Source organism: Thermocrispum sp., assembly GCF_002919275.1.
Lineage (GTDB): Bacteria > Actinomycetota > Actinomycetes > Mycobacteriales > Pseudonocardiaceae > Thermocrispum > Thermocrispum agreste.
The window spans coordinates 29,835-50,926 of record NZ_PKFA01000020.1; the positions used below are offsets into that span (position 1 = coordinate 29,835).

General features: G+C 69.8%; 20 protein-coding genes. 8 read left to right on the forward strand and 12 right to left on the reverse strand.

Features of this window, described 5'->3' with window-relative positions; translation table 11 throughout:
• Positions 1-162: 162 nt before the first annotated feature.
• Together trmB and CXP56_RS04480 are read right to left on the reverse strand one after the other, a co-directional pair.
• Positions 163-957 (reverse strand): tRNA (guanosine(46)-N7)-methyltransferase TrmB, encoded by a 795-nt coding sequence (gene trmB, locus CXP56_RS04475; RefSeq protein ID WP_425426118.1) that lies wholly within the window; start codon positions 955-957, stop codon positions 163-165.
• A 246-nt stretch (positions 958-1,203) separates the two neighbouring features.
• Complete coding sequence (locus CXP56_RS04480) at positions 1,204-1,794, reverse strand: hypothetical protein (RefSeq protein ID WP_286899980.1); 591 nt, start codon at positions 1,792-1,794, stop codon at positions 1,204-1,206.
• Positions 1,795-2,012: 218 nt separating this feature from the next.
• Here CXP56_RS04480 and CXP56_RS04485 point away from each other — a divergent pair, with 218 nt between their 5' ends.
• The 7 genes from CXP56_RS04485 (at position 2,013) to CXP56_RS04515 (ending at position 10,852) form a co-directional block, all read left to right on the forward strand.
• A complete protein-coding gene (locus CXP56_RS04485; protein ID WP_038044679.1) occupies positions 2,013-3,581 on the forward strand; it encodes a dynamin family protein in 1,569 nt (522 codons plus the stop codon).
• 178 nt (positions 3,582-3,759) lie between these two features.
• Positions 3,760-4,287: a nucleotide exchange factor GrpE gene (gene grpE, locus CXP56_RS19135; RefSeq protein WP_502694563.1), complete on the forward strand. Its 528-nt coding sequence runs from the start codon at positions 3,760-3,762 to the stop codon at positions 4,285-4,287.
• Entirely contained in the window at positions 4,284-6,158 is a 1,875-nt protein-coding gene (locus CXP56_RS04495) for a dynamin family protein (RefSeq protein ID WP_286899982.1), read from the forward strand. The genes grpE and CXP56_RS04495 overlap by 4 nt, the downstream gene beginning before the upstream one ends.
• A 122-nt stretch (positions 6,159-6,280) precedes the next feature.
• On the forward strand, positions 6,281-6,973 hold the full coding sequence (locus CXP56_RS04500) for a DUF6802 family protein (protein ID WP_245566587.1): 693 nt from the start codon (positions 6,281-6,283) through the stop codon (positions 6,971-6,973).
• 398 nt (positions 6,974-7,371) lie between these two features.
• Positions 7,372-9,195, forward strand: a complete 1,824-nt coding sequence (locus tag CXP56_RS04505; protein ID WP_028847050.1) for a phosphoenolpyruvate carboxykinase (GTP) — start codon at positions 7,372-7,374, stop codon at positions 9,193-9,195.
• Between the two features lie 301 nt (positions 9,196-9,496).
• Positions 9,497-9,682 carry a hypothetical protein gene (locus CXP56_RS04510; RefSeq protein ID WP_286899983.1) on the forward strand — a complete coding sequence of 62 codons (186 nt, stop codon included), beginning with the start codon at positions 9,497-9,499 and terminating at the stop codon, positions 9,680-9,682.
• Between the two features lie 270 nt (positions 9,683-9,952).
• Complete coding sequence (locus CXP56_RS04515) at positions 9,953-10,852, forward strand: hypothetical protein (RefSeq protein ID WP_051309983.1); 900 nt, start codon at positions 9,953-9,955, stop codon at positions 10,850-10,852.
• 16 nt (positions 10,853-10,868) lie between these two features.
• Here the strand turns inward: CXP56_RS04515 and CXP56_RS04520 are convergent, their stop codons facing one another.
• The 8 genes from CXP56_RS04520 to CXP56_RS04555 all read right to left on the reverse strand — a co-directional run bounded on the left by CXP56_RS04520 (position 10,869) and on the right by CXP56_RS04555 (position 15,720).
• Complete coding sequence (locus CXP56_RS04520) at positions 10,869-10,991, reverse strand: hypothetical protein (RefSeq protein WP_286899986.1); 123 nt, start codon at positions 10,989-10,991, stop codon at positions 10,869-10,871.
• 199 nt (positions 10,992-11,190) lie between these two features.
• Positions 11,191-11,652 (reverse strand): 50S ribosomal protein L9, encoded by a 462-nt coding sequence (gene rplI, locus CXP56_RS04525; RefSeq protein ID WP_028847053.1) that lies wholly within the window; start codon positions 11,650-11,652, stop codon positions 11,191-11,193.
• Between the two features lie 11 nt (positions 11,653-11,663).
• Positions 11,664-11,912, reverse strand: a complete 249-nt coding sequence (gene rpsR / locus CXP56_RS04530; protein ID WP_028847054.1) for a 30S ribosomal protein S18 — start codon at positions 11,910-11,912, stop codon at positions 11,664-11,666.
• A gap of 47 nt (positions 11,913-11,959) precedes the next feature.
• On the reverse strand, positions 11,960-12,439 hold the full coding sequence (locus CXP56_RS04535; RefSeq protein ID WP_028847055.1) for a single-stranded DNA-binding protein: 480 nt from the start codon (positions 12,437-12,439) through the stop codon (positions 11,960-11,962).
• 6 nt (positions 12,440-12,445) lie between these two features.
• Positions 12,446-12,772, reverse strand: a complete 327-nt coding sequence (gene rpsF, locus CXP56_RS04540; RefSeq protein ID WP_084609082.1) for a 30S ribosomal protein S6 — start codon at positions 12,770-12,772, stop codon at positions 12,446-12,448.
• Between the two features lie 448 nt (positions 12,773-13,220).
• Complete coding sequence (locus CXP56_RS04545) at positions 13,221-14,174, reverse strand: hypothetical protein (protein ID WP_156899134.1); 954 nt, start codon at positions 14,172-14,174, stop codon at positions 13,221-13,223.
• Positions 14,175-14,251: 77 nt separating this feature from the next.
• Positions 14,252-15,148: a hypothetical protein gene (locus tag CXP56_RS04550; protein WP_028847058.1), complete on the reverse strand. Its 897-nt coding sequence runs from the start codon at positions 15,146-15,148 to the stop codon at positions 14,252-14,254.
• Positions 15,149-15,273: 125 nt separating this feature from the next.
• A complete protein-coding gene (locus CXP56_RS04555; protein ID WP_286899989.1) occupies positions 15,274-15,720 on the reverse strand; it encodes a hypothetical protein in 447 nt (148 codons plus the stop codon).
• Between the two features lie 173 nt (positions 15,721-15,893).
• Between CXP56_RS04555 and CXP56_RS04560 the strand changes: the two genes are divergently transcribed.
• Positions 15,894-16,664: a deoxyribonuclease IV gene (locus CXP56_RS04560; RefSeq protein WP_028847060.1), complete on the forward strand. Its 771-nt coding sequence runs from the start codon at positions 15,894-15,896 to the stop codon at positions 16,662-16,664.
• Here CXP56_RS04560 and CXP56_RS04565 read toward each other — a convergent pair.
• Both CXP56_RS04565 and CXP56_RS04570 read right to left on the reverse strand, forming a co-directional pair.
• Positions 16,622-18,346: a glycosyltransferase family 87 protein gene (locus tag CXP56_RS04565; RefSeq protein ID WP_425426120.1), complete on the reverse strand. Its 1,725-nt coding sequence runs from the start codon at positions 18,344-18,346 to the stop codon at positions 16,622-16,624. The two genes, CXP56_RS04560 and CXP56_RS04565, sit on opposite strands and share 43 nt — an antisense overlap.
• A gap of 169 nt (positions 18,347-18,515) precedes the next feature.
• The coding region (locus CXP56_RS04570; RefSeq protein WP_286899991.1) for a transglycosylase domain-containing protein at positions 18,516-21,092 on the reverse strand (2,577 nt) is incomplete at its 5' end.

Below are 21,092 nucleotides of genomic sequence, written 5' to 3' on the forward strand. Positions count from 1 at the left end.
CCGCGATCCTAGGCCGCCCGCCGAGCGAGCCGGATTCCCGAGCCCGCCAGGTGTGGGCCGTCGCTCGTCACCGGGACCGATCGGCGGCAGTGGTCGATCGGTTCGCCGCATCGCCCGGGCATCCACCGGGGACGAACGAAGGATGCGGGCACCCGCCTGGCGTCAGTTCGACGCCTCGGCGCGCACGTCGGCGGCGGCACCGCCATCACCGGCAGGTAGGCCGCCCCCTTCGGTTCCGGCCCGCTCCCCGCCGGCCGGCCCGTCGTCATCGGACGCCTCGGCGACCCGCTCGAAGATGAGGTCGCGGGACACCCGGCCTTCCCGCTCCGCCCGGGCTTCGAACTTGGTCACCGGCCGCCACTCCGGCCGCGGCGCCCACCCCTCGCCGGGATATCGGTTGCGCAGCAGCGGCTCGTTCGAGCAGACCTCGAGCATCTGCTCCGCGTAGTTCTCCCAGTCGGTGGCCAGGTGCAGCGTGCCGCCCGGCACGAGCCGTTCGGCCACCAGGCGCACGAACGGCGGTTGGATCAGCCGCCGCTTGTGGTGCCGCTTCTTCGGCCACGGGTCCGGGTAGAAGATGCGCACGCCGTGCAGCGAGCCGGGCGCAATGTGGTGCTTCAGCAGTTCGACCGCGTCACCGTGGATCAACCGGAGGTTGGTCAGCGCCAGCCGGTCCGCGCGCAGCATCAGCTGACCGAGGCCCGCCTCGTAGACCTCGACGGCGACGTAGTTCAGCTCCGGCGCGGCATGCGCCAGCTGCGCGGTGGTCTCCCCCATGCCGGAGCCGATCTCCAGCATCACCGGGGCCTCGCGGCCGAACCAGGCGGCGAAATCGAGCGGGCCCTCCGGCAGATCGTGCACCGAGCGGCCGTAGAACGGCCACCGTTCGTCCCATGCCCGTTGCTGGCCGACCGTCATCCGGCCGCCGCGCCGCACATAGCTGACCACGCTGCGCATGCGGGGTTGCTGCTCACTACGCACGGGAATCGACCCTACTGAGCGCGCCCGCCGCGGCGCTGACCAGGGCTTGCCGGCACCGTCGGCGGCTGGCACGGCGATGCCGCCCGGCCCGACCGTACGGCGGGTGCGGACGCGAGGGAAAGGGGATCCGCCTTCCGGGGGGGCTCGCGCCGGACGCTGCTGCGGTGATCCCCTGGGAGGACGGTGCGCTGACCCTCGGTGCGAGGACAACCCGAGGGGTGCTCAGCGCAAAGCTTCGATGTTGCCCAGCTGGGCGCGCAGCCCGGCAAGGCCCTCGATGGCGATCGGTTCCGGGGTGGGGCCGCTGTGCGCAGGCAGCACGTCGATCCAGCCGTCGTGCCGGTCGGTCAGCAGCAACGTGGTGGGCACCCGGTAGCCGGACGGGCCGTGCTCGGACGGCACGAACTCCCAGTACCCGGATTCCCCGTCGGCCGCCCACGGCACGAACTCCCAGCCGGTGCGGGGCTGCAGCAGCTGCGCCACCCGGTCCTCGATGCGGAACGCGGTCACCCGGGAATCGATCGCCCCGCGGTGCAGCGCGCGCAGCCACCACGGCGCGGGCACGCTGCTTGCGGCATCCCCGGCCGCCCGGCACGCCTGCCGGTACAGCGCGAGCACCTCGGTCTGCGGGGCGCGGTGCAAGAAGGCGCGGCGGATTCCCGCTGGGGTCGTCGCACTGGCCGCACTGCTCGGTACTTCGACTGCCTGAAGCCATTGCAGTGCCGCGGTCGGCTCCACGTGCAGTCGTGGGTCGGAAAATTCTTTGCTGTCTGTCTCAGCAGGCGGCAATCGGGACACCTCCAGCGGGCTCATGTCACGCCCGTAAGTCCATTTGACCTGGTCAGAGGCGGTACAGCCGCACTTCGTGAGAGGTATCACAGACGCTTTACGCAGACTTAACACCACTCGCGCGCGGCGCGCCCCCCTACCGCTGTCGGGCCGACCCGTTAATCAGTTACCGGGACACATGGCATGCTGCTGTCTGGCAGGCGCCCAGCCACGGTCGAACGGGATGGGGGACACCACACGTGATGGAGCAGGGCACCCTCGCAGGGCCGCTGTCGACGTCGGTGGCGAACCTGTGCAGGCGGCTGCAGCCGCAGGTCGGGCCGCGCACTGCCGCCGGCTTCACCGAGGTGTTGCGCAGGCTGGGAGCTCCGCTGCAGGTCGCCGTGGCCGGCCGGATCAAGTCGGGCAAGTCGACGCTGGTCAACGCGCTGATCGGGCGCCGGGTGGCACCGACGGACGTAGGCGAGTGCACCCGTCTGGTCACCCGCTTCCAGTACGGCACGGTGGACCGCATCGAAGTGGTGATGCGGGACGGCAGCAAGGAGGTCCTGCCGTTCTCCTCCGACGGGATGATCCCGTCCACGCTGGGCATCGACGTCGAGAAGGTCTCGCACATCGAGGCGTACTTGACCAACGCCGTGCTCCAGGACATGACCGTCATCGACACCCCGGGGCTCGGGTCGCTCGATGCCGCGTCGGTGCGCAGGACGGAGAACCTGCTGGGAGCCACGGGCAAGCACCGCAGGCCCGGCGACGACGAGGACGATGCCGAGCCCGCCGTCACCGAGCTGGACGACGTGTCCCGGCACGCCGTCGCGGGAGCCGAGGCGGTGCTGTACGTGGTGACCCAGAGCGTGCGCGCCGACGACCAGCAGGCTTTGGCCGCCTTCACCGCGGCGACCGCATCCAGGGAGGCCGGGCCGGTGAACGCCATCGCGGTGTTGAACAAGGCCGACACCATCGCGGCCGAGTCCGTCGCAGGAGCCGACGGCGACGTGTGGAAGGCGGCGTCGATCCTGGCCGAGCGGCAGGCCGCCACGCTCAAGCCCCGGGTGGCCGACGTCCTGCCGGTGATCGGACTGCTCGCCGAATCGGCCGAAACGGGCGTGTTCACCTCCACCGACGCCGACGCCCTGCGCGAGCTGGCCGAGCTGCCCGACGACGTGCTCGAGACGATGCTGCTGTCGGCGGACATGTTCACGTCGTGGGAGTGCGACGTCTCGGCGAGCACCCGCGCGCGGCTGCTGGAACGGCTGGACCTGTACGGGATCCGGGCCAGTGTCCGGGCCATCCGGGCGAATCCGTCGATCACCGCAGGTGGACTGCGGCGCACGATCCTGGACGCGTCCGGGCTGGACGCGGTCCGGGCCCGGCTGAACACCGTGTTCGCCGCGCGCGCCGACGGCATCAAGGCGGCCGCCGCGCTGGCGTCGATCACCGCGCTCGCGCATGCCGCGGAGGACCCGACCGAGCGAGCGAAGGTGCGGGACGCGATCGAGGTGCTGCTGGCCAAACCGGAAGCCCACCAGCTCCGCCTGCTCGAGGCGCTGACGCTCATCACCAGCGGCGCCGTGGACCTGCCGCCCGATCTCACCGAGGAGGTGCTGCGCGTCGGCAGCAACGCGGACGTACGCCAGCAGCTGGGCATGCCGGACGCGGACCGGGCCGCGCTGGCCGAGCGTGCCCTGGAACGGGCGGGCTGGTGGCGGTCGTTCGCCTCGTTCGGCGCCACGCCCGCGCAGAGCCGAGTAGCGCACGTGGTGCATCGCGCGTACTTCCTGATTTGGCAGCAGCTGCGCGAAGGCAAGTGAGGAGGGGGCCATGGCCTGGTTCGGTAGGAAGCGCGACACCGTCGAACACGACGACGTAGCCGGAGACGACAGCCCGACCGGGCAGATCGCCGCGCAGGTGATCAGCAACGCCGATGCGGCTGCGCAAGCGGCCTCAGACGCGCCTGCCGGGCAAGCGGTGCCGGAGCATGCCACCCAGGTGACACCGGTGCCGAACGCGGCCGAGACGGCACCGGCCGAAAGCGCCGCGAACGTGGCACCGGCGGAACACGCCAGCCACGCCGCACCGGCGGAACACGCAGGCCACGCGGCATCGCCGGAACACGCAGGCCACGCGACATCGCCGGAACACGCCACCCACGCCGCGCCGGCGGAGCAAGGCACTCCGGCCGCCGACACCGCGCAGAACGCGGAGATCGACCGCCTCCGAGCGGAGCGAGCCGAGCTCATCAGGCTGTGCCTGTACGCGCTGGACCGGGCGCGCAGCGGCGGTGTGGTGGAACGGCTGGAGGAGGGCCTGGCCGGCGTCGGGGTGACCGCGCTGCGGCCGGACGGCGAGAAGTTCGATCCCGCCGTGCACGAAGCGGGCGGCACGGTCCCGACCACTGATCCGGACCTGGACGGCACCATCGCCGAGACCGAGCTGGTCGGCTTCCGCGACGGCGACAAGGTGCTGCGCGCCCCGATCGTCACGGTGTACTCGGTGAAAGCGGGAGAGACCGGATGACGATCCCGGATTTCCTGGCCGCCAAGGTCAAGGACGCGCTTCCGGACGCGCTGCGCAAGACCACCGACACGCTGCTGGGCAAGCTCAGGGAGATCGACCCGGAAGCCGCCACCTGGGTCGCCGGCGTGCGGAGCAAGCAGGAGACCAAGCCGTCCGTCGTGGTCGTCGGGGAGACCAAGCGGGGCAAGAGCTCCCTGATCAACGCGCTGCTCGCCATGCCGGGCCTGTCTCCGGTGGACGCCGACGTGGCGACCGCGACCTATCTGATCTTCGACCACGCCGACGAGTGGCGGGCGCAGGCGTGCTACCCGGGGCGGCAGCCGGTGCCGTTCGAGCTCGCCGAGCTGCCCATGTGGACCTCGGCCACCCACGAGCTCCCGGTGGGCCAGACCCCACCGCGCTACGTGGAGGTCGCCGGCCCGTGCCCGTTGTTGCAGCGCATCTGCGTGGTGGACACCCCGGGGGTCGGCGGCCTGGATTCCCAGCATGGTGAGCTCGCCCTGGAGGCGGCGTCGTCGGCCACCGCGCTGCTGTTCGTCGTCGACGCCTCGGCGCCGCTGACCTCCAGCGAGCTGCACTTCCTGACAAAGACGAGTGACAGCGTGGAGACGGTGCTGTTCGCGCTGTCCAAGGTGGACGCCTTCCGCGGCTGGGAGCAGATCAGGGACGCCAATCGCGAGCTGTTGCGGCAGCACGCGCCCCGGTTCGCCGACGCGGAGTTCCACCCCGTCTCGGCGCGCCTGTTCGAGATGGCGGGCAAGGCGCCCAACGAGCAGGCGGCGGCCATGCTGCGGGAGAAGTCCGGGATCATCGCGTTGCAGGAAGTGCTGCAGGAGCAGCTGATCGGCAAGGCGGAACTGCTCACCGGCGCCAACACCATGCGCACGCTGATCACGGCGTTCGACGAGCAGGAAGCGAAGCTGCAGGCCGAGCGGCGCACGCTCACCTCCGGCGAGTCCGAAGCCGATGCGCTGCGCGCCAGGCGGGACGAGCTGAACGCGGAACGCAAGTCCTCCACCCGCGGCTGGGTGCTGAAGCTGCGCAGCGAGGTGCAGCACGCCCGGGTCGACCTCAACCACGAGGTCGCCCGGCAGATGCGGGACGTGCAGGCCTGGTTCCGGCATCAGATCGACGGGGCCGACGCGGACCGCCTCGAGCAGCTGCCCGCCGAGGTCGACTCGGCGCTGCAGGTGGTCTCGGCCCGGCTGACCGCGCTGCTGTCGCAGCGGCTGAACGAGGTGGCGGGCAACGTGCTCGCCGAACTGTTCACACCGGAGGAGCTGCAGCAGTTCCGGGCTCAGGTGGCTCGCACCGGCCGCCCGCACGTGGTCATCCGGCCCCCGGACCGCAAACCGTCCACGGCCGAGGACAAGCTGATGATCGGCATGGGCGCCTACATGGGGATCGGCGCCAGCAGCATGGGGCTGAGCCTGGCCACGGGTGGCGCGGTCACCCTCGCCACGGCGGGCCTGGTGGCCGCGCCGGTGCTGGCGATCGGCCTCGGGGCCGGCTGGTGGATCGGCCGGACCCGCAGACACGCGGCGAACAAACAGCACGTCAAGACGTGGCTGGCCGACGCCATCGCCGACGCCCGCTCCACGATGGATCAGCTGGTGCAGGAACAGATCATCGAGGCGGAACACCAGCTGCACATGGCGCTGGACGAGGCGCTGAGCAAACGGGTGGAGGCGATCGAGGCCGAGCTGGCCAAGGTCGACGAGGCGCTGAAGATGACTGCGGTGGAGAAGTCCAAGAAGCTCGGCGCCGTCGGCAAGAAGCTGACGCTGGCCGGTGACGGACGGGCTCAGGCGGCGGCGATGCTGGAGAAAGTCCGTGCCCGGCTGGGGGGAAGCAGGGCGAGCAAGTTGTGATGGGGAACCGAACCGGCCTACGGTGAGTCAGATCTGGTGTTGACACCGAGCGGACGGATGCGCCGGCACTAAGGGGATTGAGGGCTATGTACGTCGATGAGACTGGCGGTACCGAACCGACCGTGACCAGCAACGAGGAGATGACGGTCACCGTCGACGGCACCGAGTACGCCACCGAGATGAACATCGACCTCGACCATGACGGGACCCCGGACGCTGCGGTCGTCAACAACGCGGACGGTTCCAAGAGCGTCTACGTCGACACCGACGGCGACCGGGTGGCGGACGAGTACGCCGAGGTCAGCGCGACGGGTGAGCTGGTGGCCGAGGCCCGGTTCGACGAGACCACCGGCGAATGGGTGGCGGTCGACCCCAGCTTGCCAGGACCCGCACCGGAGCCGACGGACGGTGCCGAGCCCGCGCCCGCCCCGGAGCCCGCCGACGAGACGTCGACGGTGGGCGGCGGCGTCTTGAAGGCCGAGCTGCCCGACGGGCAAGAAGTCGAGGTCGGCACGCCGACGATCGACACCAACTCCGACGGCGTCAACGACACCGCGGTGAGCGAGGACCAGGCGGGCAACACCTACTACTTCACCGACGTGGACAACGACGGCGAAGCCGACTACGTGGTGATCGTCGGCCAGGACGGCAGCACGCAGGCGCTGGAGCACCAGGGCGGCGGCCAGTGGACGAAGGTCGACGGCGTGGACGGCACGCCGGGCGGGGCACCGGCCGACACGGGCGGGCCCAGCGGCTTCACCGAAGGCGTGGTCAAGATCGACGCGAACACCGGCCTGTGGGTGAACATGAACTGACGCTCCTGGTGAGCACGAGGCCCGGCACGGTTGGGGGAGGTGTCGGGCCTCGTTACGTTCTCCCGCCGGGCGCACCGGCCGAGCGATCGATCGCAAGAGGCTTCCGCCGGGTACGACAGGCCCTGCGCAGCACCGAAAATCCTCCACCGAAGAGGGGATTTCGACCCAACTGAATCGATTCCCTGATCGTTCTTGTGAGAGATCCGACAGGTCGGCCCGCTCGCCTGCGCGCGCGTCGCGGTTACTCTCGAGGCAACCCCACACCGCAGCCGCTGGCGGCAGCGTCGCCGTCAGCGGCATTGAGTTTTTCGGTCACCGGCAAACCGCGAGCCCGCCGAGGGGGGTCCGTGCTTGTTCCGCGCGCGGACCGCCCGGTTGGAGTCAGGAGATACGAAGAGATGACCGCAGTAGCCATCCCTGGACTGGACGCCGCGCCGACAACGCACAGCAAGGTGCTTGCCTGGGTGCGGGAGGTCGCCGAGCTGACGACGCCGGACCGAGTGGTATGGGTCGACGGCTCCGAGGAGGAGTCGGCACGCATCAACCAGAAGCTCGTCGAGGCGGGGACGTTCGTGCCGCTGAAGTCCAAGCCCAACTCCTACTGGGCGGCCTCCGACCCCAACGACGTCGCTCGCGTCGAGGAGCGGACGTTCATCTGCTCCCAGCGCGAGGAGGACGCCGGCCCCACCAACAACTGGATGCACCCGGACGAAATGAAGGCCACGCTGACCGAGCTGTTCCGCGGCTCGATGCGCGGCCGCACCATGTACGTCATCCCGTTCTGCATGGGGCCGCTGGGGTCCGACGACCCGAAGCTGGGCATCGAGATCACCGACTCCGAGTACGTGGTGGCCTCGATGCGGATCATGACCAGGATGGGCAAGGCGGCGCTGGACAAGTTCATCGCTCCCGACGGCACCGAGCGGGAGTTCGTGCCGGCACTGCACTCGGTCGGCGCGCCGCTCGAGCCCGGCCAGAAGGACGTGCCGTGGCCGTGCAACGAGACCAAGTACATCTCGCACTTCCCGGAGGAGCGGGCGATCTGGAGCTACGGCTCCGGCTACGGCGGCAACGCGCTGCTCGGCAAGAAGTGCTACTCGCTGCGCATCGCCTCGGTGATCGCGCGCGACGAGGGCTGGCTCGCCGAGCACATGCTGATCCTGAAGCTGATCAGCCCCGAGGACAAGGTCTACTACATCGCGGCCGCGTTCCCGAGCGCGTGCGGCAAGACCAACCTGGCCATGCTGCGGCCGACCATCCCCGGCTGGCGGGTGCAGACCCTGGGCGACGACATCGCGTGGATGCGGTTCGGTGAGGACGGCAGGCTGTACGCGGTCAACCCGGAGGCCGGGTTCTTCGGCGTGGCGCCCGGCACCAACCGCAAGACCAACCCGCACGCGATGGAGACGATCGACCAGGGCAACTCGATCTTCACCAACGTCGCGCTGACCGACGACGGCGACGTCTGGTGGGAAGGCCTGGAGAACACGCCCGCGCACGCCACGTCGTGGAAGGGCAAGGACTGGACGCCGGATTCCGACGAGCCGGCCGCGCACCCGAACTCGCGGTACTGCACGCCGATGTCGCAGTGCCCGATCCTGGCTCCCGAGTGGGACGACCCGAAGGGGGTGCCGATCTCGGCGATCTTCTTCGGCGGCCGCCGCAAGACCACGGTTCCGTTGGTCGCCGAGGCGCGCGACTGGCAGCACGGCACGTTCCTGGGTGCGACGCTGTCGTCGGAGAAGACCGCCGCGGCCGCGGGCAAGGTCGGCGAAGTGCGGCGTGACCCGATGGCCATGCTGCCGTTCCTCGGCTACCACGTCGGTGACTACTTCCAGCACTGGCTGGACACCGGCAAGCGGGCCGACGCGGGCAAGCTGCCGCGCATCTTCTACGTGAACTGGTTCCGCCGGGGCGAGGACGGCCGGTTCCTGTGGCCGGGCTTCGGCGAGAACTCGCGCGTGCTGAAGTGGGCCATCGAGCGGATCGAAGGCAAGGCCGCGGCGCACGAGACCCCGATCGGCTGGGTGCCCAGCGCGGACGACCTGGACCTGGACGGCCTGGACGTGTCGCGCGAGGACGTCGAGGCGGCACTGCGCGTCGACCCCGAGGAATGGAAGGCCGAGATCCCGCTCATCGAGGAGTGGTTCGCCAAGATCGGTGACAAGCTGCCGTCGGCGCTGCGCGACGAGCTGGAGGCGCTCAAGCAGCGGCTCGGCTGACGGTGACGAGGCCTGTCAGGACCTGACAGGACCTGGCTGCGGCGAAGCCCGGGAGTGCGTGGCGCTCCCGGGCTTCTTGGCGTGTCCGGCCATGCACCCACGGTTGCGCATGGGTTGCGGAAAGTTACCCCCAGCTGGGGACAACCCTGTGGATAACCTGTGGAGGCAATGCTCCGTTCGGTGGATTACTGGTGGCGGATGCCGGGTAGGGCCCCAACCACTGCAACGGGTACGCGGTCTTGGTCGTCGAAAGTGTGATCGGCTGCACAGCCGGTGATCCGAGGGAAGAAGGTGAGACGCCATGACCGCAGGTGTCGCGATGTTGTTGCTCGCCCTCGGGGTCCTGGTCGTCGTTCTCATCGTCGGGTTCGAGGACGACGACACTGGGGGTAACGGAGCCGGCGGCTCCGCGGACGGTCGGACCGACAACGACATGACGGACCTCGACATCGTCACCACCAGGATTGGCGCGAGCGACCAAGTGTGAACGGTGTGCCGCGCGCGGCACGCCGGGTCGTTCGCGTTCCCGGATGATTCGGCCCGCGGCCTCGAGGCCGCGGGCTTCTTCTTGGTCGTGACCAGTCAGCGCGAACGAGCCTCTACCTGGTCGCGACCAGTCAGCCCGAACAAACCCCTTCCAGGTCGCGACCAGCCAGCCCGAACAAAGCCGACGGCATGGCCTGGGGCGCGGCGGATTCGTCCGAGCGCCCGTTGTGTCCGGCCTGCCAAGGGGTCTCTACGCTGGTCGTTCGTGGGGATGACGACTGTCGCAGACCTGTCGGTGCTGCCGGCCGAGCGGTGGCGGGAACGCGCCGCCGCCCACGCCGCGCGCGTCGACCGCTACCTGCAACCCCACCTGGCCAGGCGCAAGGCGGGCGTGAAGCACCCGGTCTACGACTTCCTCTTCACCTACTACTCCTACCGGCCGGGACAGCTGCGCCGCTGGCACCCGGGGTTCGGCGTCGCGCTCGCCGAGGCCAAGGAATACACCGGGCTGAAGGGGTACGCGCCGGTCGCGGCGGGCTCTTCGGTTCCGAGGCACACGGTCACCATCTCGCGCGACTACGTCACCTCCCAACGACCGCTCGTCGAGTCGCTGCACCGGCTGCTGACCGCAACGGCCCGGCGGCCGGGCAACTTCGGCTGCTTCGGCCTGCACGAGTGGGCGATGGTCTACCGGCTGTCCGAAGACCAGACCCGGCACTCCGCCTGGCCGCTGCGGCTTGGCTCGGCAGGCACCGACGCGGTCGTCGAGCAGCACCGCATCGCCTGCTCCCACTTCGACGCCTACCGCTTCTTCACCCCGGCCGCGCGTCCGTTGAACACCCTCTCCCCGGGCCGCGACGACCGTGCCGAGTTCGAGCAGCCCGGCTGCCTGCACGCCGGCATGGACCTGTACAAGCACGCCTTCCGGCTGTCCCCGATGGTCTCGTCGGACCTGGTCGCCGACTGCTTCGAGCTGGCCTGGGACATTCGCGTGCTGGACATGCGGGCGTCACCGTACGACCTCAGCGACCTCGGGTTCGAACCGGTCCGCATCGAGACCCCGGAGGGCAAGCGGGAGTACGTCCAGGCCCAGCGGACTTTCACCGAACGCGCCGCTCCGCTCCGGCAGCGGCTGATCGCCGAATGCGAGCGGCTACTGGACGTGGCCTGACCGTTCGCAGTCCGTGTCACTGCGGCTTCTTCTGCAATTCAGCCGGCCTCGGCTTCTTGGCACGCCGGTGATCGCGCAGGTAGGCCTTGGTGTGTGCGCTCAGCAGCCCAAGCGCGAAGCCGTACCGGTAATCGTGCACGTACGCCTTGGCACGCTCAGCAGCCCGAGCGGGAAACAAAATCGATGTCCCGGCCTGCTGCCCGGCGGATCCGCTCCACGATGGCCTTGACTTCGCTCCGCAAGCAAGTCGTGGCAACCTCGACCTCGGCGCGGGCTCGAAACGACGAAGGCTCCCTCCCGAGGGAGAGAGCCTTCGATCGTGAGCCGAAGCGTGGGCGTCACTGCGCCTGTCCGGTCACCTCGACCTTGATGTTCGCCGTGACCTCCGGGTGCAGCCGGATGGTCACCGGGTGCTTGCCGACGGTCTTGATGTGGCCGCCGAGGTCGATCGTGCGCTTGTCCAGCACCGGACCGCCCGCCTGCTTGATCGCGGCGGCGACGTCGGCAGCCTTCACCGAGCCGAACAGCTTCTTCGACCCTTCGGCCGCCTTGGCGGTCAGCGTGACGGTGCCGAGCTTCTCCAGCGTCTCCTTGACCTCCTTGGCGTGGTCGAGGTCGCGGATGCGGCGCAGCTCCTGCGAGCGGCGGATCGTGGCGATGTTCTTCTCCGCACCCTTGGTGGCACGGATGGCGTACCCGCGCGGCAGCAGGTAGTTGCGGGCGTAGCCGTCCTTGACCTCGACGATCTCGCCGGGGCCGCCCAGGTTCGCCACGTCGGTGGTCAGGATTACCTTGGCCATGACGTCTCCTCTTAGCGGGCGGTGGAGGTGTAGGGCAGCAGGGCCATCTCGCGGGAGTTCTTCACCGCGGTGGCCACGTCACGCTGGTGCTGGCTGCAGTTGCCGGTGACGCGGCGGGCGCGGATCTTGCCCCGGTCCGAGATGAACTTGCGCAGCAGGGCGGTGTCCTTGTAGTCGATCGGCTCCGGGCGGCCTTGCTTCTCCGCCTTGCAGAACACGCAGACCTTCTTCTTCGGTTTGCGAACAGGTGGCTTGGCCACGATGAATCTCCTGATGTGTGTGAAGTCAACCGGTCACGAGGGGTTGGCTAGAACGGGGGCTCGTCGGAGTAGCCGCCGCCTCCAGCCGGGGGCGCGGAACCCCACGGGTCGTCCGGGGGAGGACCGGCCGGTGCACCGCCGTAGCCGCCGCCACCCGAGCCGCGACTGACCTTGTTCACCTTCGCGGTGGCGTAGCGCAGCGACGGCCCGATCTCGTCCACCTCGAGCTCGTACACCGTGCGCTTCTCGCCTTCCTTGGTCTCGTAGGAGCGCTGCTTGAGCCTCCCCTGGACCAGCACGCGGGTGCCACGGGTCAGCGACTCCGCGACGTTCTCCGCCGCCTGACGCCAGATGTTGCAGCGCAGGAAGAGCGCTTCGCCGTCCTTCCACTCGCCGGTCTGCCGGTCGAACACGCGCGGCGTCGACGCGACGGTGAAGTTGGCGACCGCGGCACCGGACGGGGTGAACCGCAGTTCCGGGTCGGCGGTCAGGTTGCCGACTACGGTGATGATGGTGTCACCGGCCATGGGGCATCACGCCTTTGCTTTTGCTCTGACGGCTGCGATGAACTTCTCGTCGCGCCGCAGCACCTTGGTGCGCAGCACGCTCTCCTGCAGCGACAGCTGGCGGTCCAGCTCCTTGACCGCCTCCGGCTCGCAGAAGAGCTCCAGCACCGCGTAGATCCCCTCGCTGTGCTTGGCGATCTCGTAGGCCAGCCGACGGCGACCCCAGACGTCGACGTTCTCCACCTCGCCGCCGGAGTCCCGGACGACCTTGAGGAAGTTGTCCAGCGTCGGCGCGACGGTGCGCTCGTCCAATCTGGGATCGAGGATGATCATGACCTCGTAATGACGTGCCACAACCACTCACCTCCTGTGGTCTCGAGCGGCCACGGACCATCCGTGGCAGGAGGGTTGTCAGCTACCACAGGCTACCTGGCCGGGCCGACAAGCTCAGCGCGGCCCTCCGCAAAGCCGCTGGAAATCCCCCTGCGCGGCGGTCGAAGATCACGTGCCCGGCCCCGGCGGCCGGGCGCACGGGCGGTTCGGGCGGGGCGGTCTCGGGAAGCAACGCAGGCCTCGACCAATCCACACCCGCCCGCCGGAATCGACGGACACACCCCGCCCGCCCGGCGCATCAGCGGCGGAACCGTACCTCGGCGACCGAGTCCGGCTGATCACGGCAATGGACCCGGATGCCGGCCTGGCAGCCCGCCGAACCGGCCACCCGCACGCAGTCAGGCCGGCGTCGGACCAGCGCGGCCAGGCAGCCAGCCGAGCACGGCATAGACCTGGCCCACCCGGTCACTCAAACGCGCCGCAGCACCCACGTGCGGACCAGCGCCGCCGCAACGCACGCCAGCGAGACCACGGCGAGCAGCATGGGCAGCTGGAGCGCCCGGTCGTGCCCCTCGGCCGCGTGAATCTGCTCGGCGTTGCCCGCGTTGCTCACCTCGGGCCCGTCACCGTCGGCGCCCAGGATGCCGATGTCGCCTGCCCCCGGTGCGGAGCCATACGGGGCGGCATCGGGAACGTCGGGCACCTTGTCCGAGCCGATACCGGGCAGCTGGTAGGGCACCTGCCCGTAATCACGCTGCGGGGCGCGCGCGGTGCCGCTTCCGGTGGCCGGAAGCGCGCCGTCCGGCTCCGCACCGGCGCCTTCGGACGCGCTGGACGAGGAACTCGAACCGCTGTCGGCTCCGGACGAATCCGGCCGGGCCGCACCGCTGCTGTTCTCCTTGCCCTGCGACTGCTCCCCGCTGCCGCCCTGCTTCGGCGGCACGTAGTCGGACGCCCGCACGGTCAGGTCCGAGCAGTGCGCCTCCACCGCCTTCAGCACCTCGGCCCGGTTGTTCTTCGCGTCGAGGATCTTCTTGCCGTTCTTGTCGGCGTCGATCGTCCGCACCACGGCCTCGGCGATCTTCTCGTCGCTGAACACACCGGCAGGCGCGTGCGGCACGGTGGTCAGGCTGATCGGCTCGAACCGACCTGCCTCGAACAGCTCGCGCAGCTTGGCCTTGTTGTTCTTGATGCCGAGCAGCGGCAAGTGGACACCCCCGCTGACGGCATCGACCGCCGCCTGTTGCACCGCGGAGGACTTCAGGGTGACGGTCTCGCCCATCTTGCCGGTCACCGTGCCCCCGCACGAGTCGGCGGCCGTGACCGCGACGGCGTCACCCATGCCGAGGAGAATCGTGCTGCCCGCCAGCACGCCGCCGACGGCGAACGCCGCCACCGTCCTGCGCGCAGTCCACCTAGCCACCAACGTCTCCTAACCTGAGTAGAGCGAGGCTACTCGGTAGTAACGAACAATCCTGCCACAGGGTACGCGACAGCTGGTCAGTATCCAGCCCCCGAAGCGGACCGGACGACCCAGGTCCGCACCAGGCCGGCGCTCACCCCGGCCAGCGCCAGCACCGCCAGCAGGACGGGCAGCCCGACCTCACCCTCGGCCGCTCCGAGCGCCCTGGCGCTCCCGGCGTTGCGGATGTCCGGGCCGCCCTGGTCGCCCAGCCCGTCATCGCCGAGCTGCCCGAACTGCGGTGCGTATTCCGGCTCGTTGCCGTAGCGCAGCCCCGGGACGGCGAACGACGACGGATCGCCGCCGTGGAAACCCAGCGGGCTGGTGTAAGGCAGCGCGCTGCCCGGAACACCGCCACCGGTCCCCCGGGTCGCCTGCTCGGACGGCCGGACCGTCTGCACGGTTCCGGCACGTGCGGACTTCCCTCCGCCGGACGTGGCGGCTGGTCCGCTCGCCGGAGGCGCAGCCGGGTTCTCGGCCGGGCGCTGCGGAACGGTCGGGGACTCCGCCGACGGCGCCTGCCGGGCGCCGGCCGCCGTGCGCAACGTCTCGGTCGTCCCGGTCACCGCACCGGTCACCGGTTCGGTGACCCGCTTCAGCGGCTCCGGCGTCGCCTTGTCGACACCCTTGACCACCTCGTCGGCGGCCCCGGTCACGGTCACCGTCACGCGGCACAGCAACTTCTGCACCAGGCCGACCGTCTTGCTGAGCACGGTGGTGCCTTCCTGGATGACGCCCAGGTCGACGGTGCCCAGGTTGAGGCCGAGCACCGACGTGCTCGCCTTGACGGTGTCTCCGGGCTTGCCGGTGACCGATCCGCCGCAGTGCGTGCTGATCGTCTCCGCTGCCGCGACGGCAGGCATGCCGAAGGCCGCCGAGGCCGTCGCGATGGCCGTCGCCGCCCCGAGCGCTGCCGCTCTCCGCCAGACCCGCATCCGTCTCGCCCCTGCTCGCCGTCGAGTCCTCCCGCATGGGAAGTCCCGGTCGTGTGCGTTGCCGTTACACCTGTGCCAACGATCCAACTCGCTGGTCGTGACGTGATTCGGACATTACGGCCTGGTCATGGCGCGAGCAACACGTTCCCAGCGAATGGCCGAGAGCCGGCAGGCACGGCCGCGCGGGTGGAACGGCCCACCGCGTTCACCGCCGCGGCAACGTCGTCGACCGCTGCGCAAAGGGCCGCCGACGGCGCGGCGAGGGGGCCTTCGTTCAGCCGGAGCAGCTCGACCGCGTCACCGACCGGCAGATACAGCGCCGGGGTGTCGCCCACGCGCACGGTGGACGACCCCAGCCGGGCGCCGGGCAGGCCGCACTCCACCAGGAGCGCGTCCGCGTCGACCACCAGCGGCGCGCCGCGCCCGTTCAACAGGGTGGCCGCGCACCTGCCGTGGACCACGTCGGTGTTGCTGTGCCACGCCATCGGCTTCTCCTCGGCATGGGCGGTGCCCCCGATCATGACCACAGCCGACAGCACCGCCAGCGCCGTGCCGAAAAGTCGTCTCACCATGCCTTCCTCACTGACGGTGTACGCACGCGTACTTACCGTGCGTCGTCCTATTCGGCCGGGCCTGCGCCCCGCGGGCGGACCGGCCGGTGCCTGCCGAATTCACTCGAGCGTGTCGTGCCCGGTCCTTCGCATGCAGGTCTCGGACGGTCAGCTGCGAGGGCTAGCCTGCACACATGCGCATCGGTGCTCACGCCAAGGACGACGACCCGTTGAAGGCCATCCGCGAGCGCGGTGCCGAGGTGGTGCAGTTCTTCCTCGCCGACCCGCAGGGCTGGGCGGCCCCCAAGCCGCACCCGCAGGCGGACGAACTGCGCGCCTCGGATGCCGACGTGGTCATCCACGCGCGCTACCTGGTCAATGTCGCCTCGACGAACAACCGCATCCGCATCCCGTCACGCAAGCTCGTCGCGCAGGACGCCAAGATGGCCGCGGAACTCGGGGCTTTCGGGCTGGTCGTGCACGGCGGGCACGTGCCACGGGGTACCGACCCGCAAGTCGGCATCGACAACTGGCGCAAGCTGTTCGAGCGGGCCGCCGACGCGCCGTTCGAGGTGCCGATCCTGGTGGAGAACACCGCGGGCGGCGACGGCGCGCTGGCCAAGGACTTCGACATGCTGGCCAGGCTGTGGGATGCGATCGGGGAGTTCGGCGCCGGGTTCTGCCTGGACACCTGCCACGCGTACGCGGCGGGCTGGGACCTGGAGACCGCCGTCGACAAGGTCAAATCCATCACCGGCCGGATCGACCTGGTGCATCTGAACAACTCGCGCGACGAGTTCGGCTCCGGCCGCGACCGGCATGCCAACGTGGTCGGCGGCGACGGAACCATCGACCCCGAGGTGCTGGCCGGGGTGGCGAAGGAGGCGGGCGCCCCGGTCGTGGTCGAGACGCCAGCCGAGGGTCAGGCCGACGACATCGCGTTCCTGCGCGAGTCCCTGCGCTGACGGCGCCGACCGCCGCGCGGGCGCTCCCGCGAGTTCCCCACCGGCAGCACGCGCACGTCCCGCGCCCCGTCGAGCACACCACCCGCCGGGTCGTCGTCCCCGTTGCGGCGAACCAGATCCCGGTGCGGGTGGTAGATCTGGTAGACGATCACCGCACACAACCCCAGCACCGCCAGATCCCGCACCACCACGGCGCCGAGGAACCATTCCTGCGGCAGGCCCTTGTTGTCGGTGCCGAGGTAGTAGAACATGCGCGGTACCCACACCGCCGCGTCGATCGCCATCCACCCGAGCAGCAACCGCCAGTGCGGCACGGCCAGCGCGGCCAGCGGCACCAGCCACAACGAGTACTGCGGGCTCCACACCTTGGTGGTGAGCAGGAACGCCGCCACCACCAAGAAGCACAGCTGAGCCAGCCGTGGCCGCTTCGGTGCCGACAACGCCACGTAGGCGATCGCCGCGCAGCAGAGCACGAAGACGATCCCGGTGAAGGCGTTGAGCTTCACCGGCACCTCGCCGGCGGCCAGCTGCCCGTCGAACCCCGGCCAGCCGGTCAGCGAGCTGATCACGTTGTAGATCGAGTCGGGGTCCATGCCCCGTTCGATGTTGAGCCGCAGAAACTCGCGCCAGCCGCGCGGGTAGAGCAGCGCCAGCGGCAGGTTGATCAGCACCACGGTGAACGCGGCGGTCAGACCGGTCGCGCGCCAGGTGCGAAGCTTCCCGGTCCGGATGCACAGCACCAGCAGCGGCCCGAGCACAAGCAGCGGGTACAGCTTGATCGCCCCGCCCACGCCGATGAGCACCCCGGCCAGCATCGGACGCCGCCGCGACCAGGCCAGGATCGCCGCCGCGGTGGCCGCCGTGGCCAGCGCGTCGAAGCTCGTGTACGCGTGCACGAGCACCAGCGGCGAGATGGCCACCAGCACCGCGTCCCACGGTCGCCTCCGCGCGGTCTGCGCCACCGCCCACACCGTGGTCAGCCACGCGAACGCCAGGAACAGCGCGCTGATGTTGAAGTACACCGCGACCGGGATGGCCCCGGGCAGGAACCCGGCATCGGCTCCGGACAGCCACAGGTCGGTAAGCTGGGCGTTGACCCACTGGAACAACCCGGTCAACGGCGGGTACTCCATGAACCGCAACTCGTCGCCCGGGCTCAAGCTCACCGTGCGCCCGCCGGGCAACCGCAGCTGGTCGTCCGGCAGCACCTGGATGCGCTCGCCCGGCTGGAGCTGGAACATCTCGCCCGCCGCATCCAGCGCGGTCACCGGACCGTCGGTGCCCGCGATCCGGTACGTGTCCGCACCGTCGGCCAGCAGGGTCAGACTCGCCTGGCTGCCGCCCGGCGTGCTCAGCTCCAGCCAGCCGTCACGGTAGACGAAGAAGTCGTCCCGGTTGAGCCGCTCCGCCCCGTAGAGCGGAACGATGTCGGAGTAGCACATCGCCACGTAGGGCCTGCCGGACCGCCAGTCCAGCCCGAGCGTGCCGTCCTCGCGCTCCAGCTGCTGGATGCACGCGGCCTTGCCGAACCAGCCGAACATCAACGCCACCACGGCCAGCAGCAACGCCACCCGCAGCGGGCTGAAGAACCAGTGCGTGCCGACCGCGGCGTGCCTGCCGAGCGGGCCACCGATCGGCCTGCTCGCCTTCGCCGCCAGCGGATCGGTCCAGGTCGGTATCACCCGCCTGGTGCCTTCCAGCGACACCTGACGTGGTCGTTCCGGCGGCAAGCCCGCCGCCCTGGCGCGGGCACGCTGCCTCCGCTTGCTGCCGAGCCCCGACTCCTCGCGCACTCCCGCACCCTAAAGCCTGCGGGATCGACCTGCCGTCAACGTCCCGGCAACACCGGCGTCACGCGGCGTTCAGTCCCCGCTCGGATTCGGGGTTGTCCCCACCGGGCGGCGGCGGGTCGTCCGGCTGGCAGAACGGCGGCCGGCACGGCACCGTGGGATCCGTCGGCGAGGGCTCCGGGCTGGAGGGCGGAGGCTCCTGCTGCGACGGCGGCCCCTGCGGCGGCCTCGGCCGCTCCGGACGGCTGTGCTCCGGCTTCTCCTGCTCCGGCTCTTCCTCTTCCTCCTCGTCCGGCGTGTTCTCCGGCTCCGGAGGAGGAGGCGCCGCCTCGCCGATCACCTCGACCTCGTCGAACGGCAGGTTCTCCAGCTTCTCGTGGTAGGCGTCCATGAACTTCTGCCAGATCTCGCCGGGCAGGCCCCGCCCGTAGATGATCCTGCCGTCCTTGTTCTTGATCGGGTTCAGCGCCGAGTCACCGACCCACACCGCGGTGGACAGCTGGCGCGAGTAGCCGACCATCCACGCCTGCGAGTTCTGGTCCGAGTACGGCTCCCTGGCCTCGTGGGTGCCGGTCTTGCCCGCGCACGCCCGGCCGTTGGCACACTCCAGGCCGGAGTAGGACAGCACCGGCTCCAGCGTCATGGTGACGTTGCCCGCGATCTGCTTGCTCTTCTCCTCGTTCGGGTCGAACGCGGGCTTGCCCTTGGACTTGTCGTGCGCCTGGTACACCACTTCGCCGTCCGCCGTGGTGATCTTCGAGACGAAGTGCGCGTCGCGCTGGATCCCCTGCGCGGCGAACGTCGCGTACGCGGCCGCCATGTCCTTCGGGCTGATCATGTTGTCCCCACCGCCGATGGCGATGTTGACCGACGTCTCGCTCAGCTTCGAGGTGTTCTGCACCCCGGCTTCCTTGAGCGCCTGGACCACCCCGGACGGCTTCACCTCGTTGACGACGATGTCGTAGAAGACCGTGTTGATCGACCTCTCCATCGCCTCCTTGACCGTGCACGGCATCGGGCACTGCACGTTCTCGGAGTTGCGGATCTCCACCCCGACGCCGGGGAAGGTCCGCGGCGAGCTGCCGTCGTAGGCGGCGTAGGGGCCCTTGCCCTGCTTCAGCAGCGGAACGAAGTCGAACGGCTTGATCGCCGACCCGGGGTTGCGCGGCGTGTTGGCCCAGTCCACCTGGTCGGACTTGTCGTTCTCACCGCCGTAGTAGGCCTTCACCCCGCCTGTGTTCGGGTCGATGGCCACCAGCGCTTCGCGCAGGTTCTTCGGCTGGTCCTTCATCACCTCGCGCACGGTCTGCTCGGCCAGCGCCTGCGCGCGCTTGTTGATCGTGGTGTAGATCTTGTAGCCCTCGAGCCGAACCTTGTCCTCGGTGAAGCCGAGCGCGTTCAGCTCCTGTCGGATGCGCTCCTTGATGAAGAACCGCGGGCCAGTGAAGCCCTTGATCCGCCGCTCGCCGGAGACGATCTTCGGGAACTCGGCCTCGGCCGCCTGCTCCGGCGTCAGCCAGCCGTTCTCCTTCATCTGGCCGATGACGTAGTTCCACCGCCGCTCGGCGTACTCCCGGTTGTCGCCCCGGCTGGGCGCCTGGATGATGCCCGCCAGGTACGCGGCCTGGGACGGATTGAGCTTGTCCACGTCCTTGCCGAAGTAGGCCTGGGCGGCCGCCTGGACGCCGTACGCACCGCGCCCGAAGTAGATCGTGTTCAGGTAGGCGGTGATGATCTCGGACTTGGAGAGCTCGTTGCTCATCTTGAAGGCCTTGACGAGCTCCGTCCATTTCCGGGTCAGCGAGTAGTCGTCGTACCCGGTGGCCTGCTTGATGTACTGCTGGGTGATCGTCGACCCGCCGCCGACACCGCCGGTCAGCTGGTTACGCACGGCGCGCAGGATGCCCATGATGTCGAAACCCGAGTTGGTCTCGAACGTCTCGTCCTCCGCGGCGTAGACGGCCTTCTTCACCACTTCCGGGATCTGCTCCGGCTTGAGGATGACCCGGTTGCCGTCCTGCGAGTCGCGGCCCAGCAACGTGGTGCCGTCGGAGAAGTAGTAGTTGACCGTCTTCGACTGCGCGGCGATGATCTCCGCCGGCTTCGGGATGTCCACCAGGAAATAGGTGATGGCGAACGCCACGATGGGCACCACGACGAACACGCCGACGAAGCCGAACGCGAGCCTTTTGATCAACCGCCGCCTGCGCTGCTTGCGGGTCAGCTGCGGCTTGCCGTCACCCTCGTCGGCGTCGTCGGCGTCCGGCTCTGCACCGTCGGACTCGGCGACCATGGCGTTGATTCTGTCCTCGCCCGCCGGATCGTGCTGCTCGAAACCGCTGTCGTGATAGCGGTGGGTGAGCAGTTCCGGCTCCCTGGACGGGGCGATCCGGTAGTCCGCCTCGTCGATCGGCGGCAGCGTCTCGGTGGGACCGTCCGGATGAGCAGGCGACGGCCTGCGGGACGCGGCGGCGTAACCGGCCGCGGCACCGGCGGCAGCCCCTGCGGCAGCGGGACCTGCTTGCCGCGCGGGCGCTCCTTGTGGCTTGCGCGTGGCGTCGTCACGGCGCGGCGGCCTGCGCCGCATCGCGTTCGGGTCACGCGGCCGCTCCTGCCGCGGCGCGCTCGGCTCTCCCGC

What these genes read in the sequence shown, in the direction of transcription:
- CXP56_RS04555 (WP_286899989.1), bottom strand. Translation starts at nt 15,720, where the DNA reads ATGGTGAGACGACTTTTCGGCACGGCGCTGGCGGTGCTGTCGGCTGTG.
- CXP56_RS04535 (WP_028847055.1), bottom strand. Translation starts at nt 12,439, where the DNA reads ATGGCCGGTGACACCATCATCACCGTAGTCGGCAACCTGACCGCCGAC.
- rplI (WP_028847053.1), bottom strand. Translation starts at nt 11,652, where the DNA reads ATGGCCAAGGTAATCCTGACCACCGACGTGGCGAACCTGGGCGGCCCC.
- CXP56_RS04495 (WP_286899982.1), top strand. Translation starts at nt 4,284, where the DNA reads ATGACGATCCCGGATTTCCTGGCCGCCAAGGTCAAGGACGCGCTTCCG.
- CXP56_RS04480 (WP_286899980.1), bottom strand. Translation starts at nt 1,794, where the DNA reads ATGAGCCCGCTGGAGGTGTCCCGATTGCCGCCTGCTGAGACAGACAGC.
- CXP56_RS04515 (WP_051309983.1), top strand. Translation starts at nt 9,953, where the DNA reads ATGACGACTGTCGCAGACCTGTCGGTGCTGCCGGCCGAGCGGTGGCGG.
- CXP56_RS04560 (WP_028847060.1), top strand. Translation starts at nt 15,894, where the DNA reads ATGCGCATCGGTGCTCACGCCAAGGACGACGACCCGTTGAAGGCCATC.
- CXP56_RS04510 (WP_286899983.1), top strand. Translation starts at nt 9,497, where the DNA reads ATGACCGCAGGTGTCGCGATGTTGTTGCTCGCCCTCGGGGTCCTGGTC.
- CXP56_RS04485 (WP_038044679.1), top strand. Translation starts at nt 2,013, where the DNA reads ATGGAGCAGGGCACCCTCGCAGGGCCGCTGTCGACGTCGGTGGCGAAC.
- CXP56_RS04550 (WP_028847058.1), bottom strand. Translation starts at nt 15,148, where the DNA reads ATGCGGGTCTGGCGGAGAGCGGCAGCGCTCGGGGCGGCGACGGCCATC.
- CXP56_RS04505 (WP_028847050.1), top strand. Translation starts at nt 7,372, where the DNA reads ATGACCGCAGTAGCCATCCCTGGACTGGACGCCGCGCCGACAACGCAC.
- trmB (WP_425426118.1), bottom strand. Translation starts at nt 957, where the DNA reads ATGCGCAGCGTGGTCAGCTATGTGCGGCGCGGCGGCCGGATGACGGTC.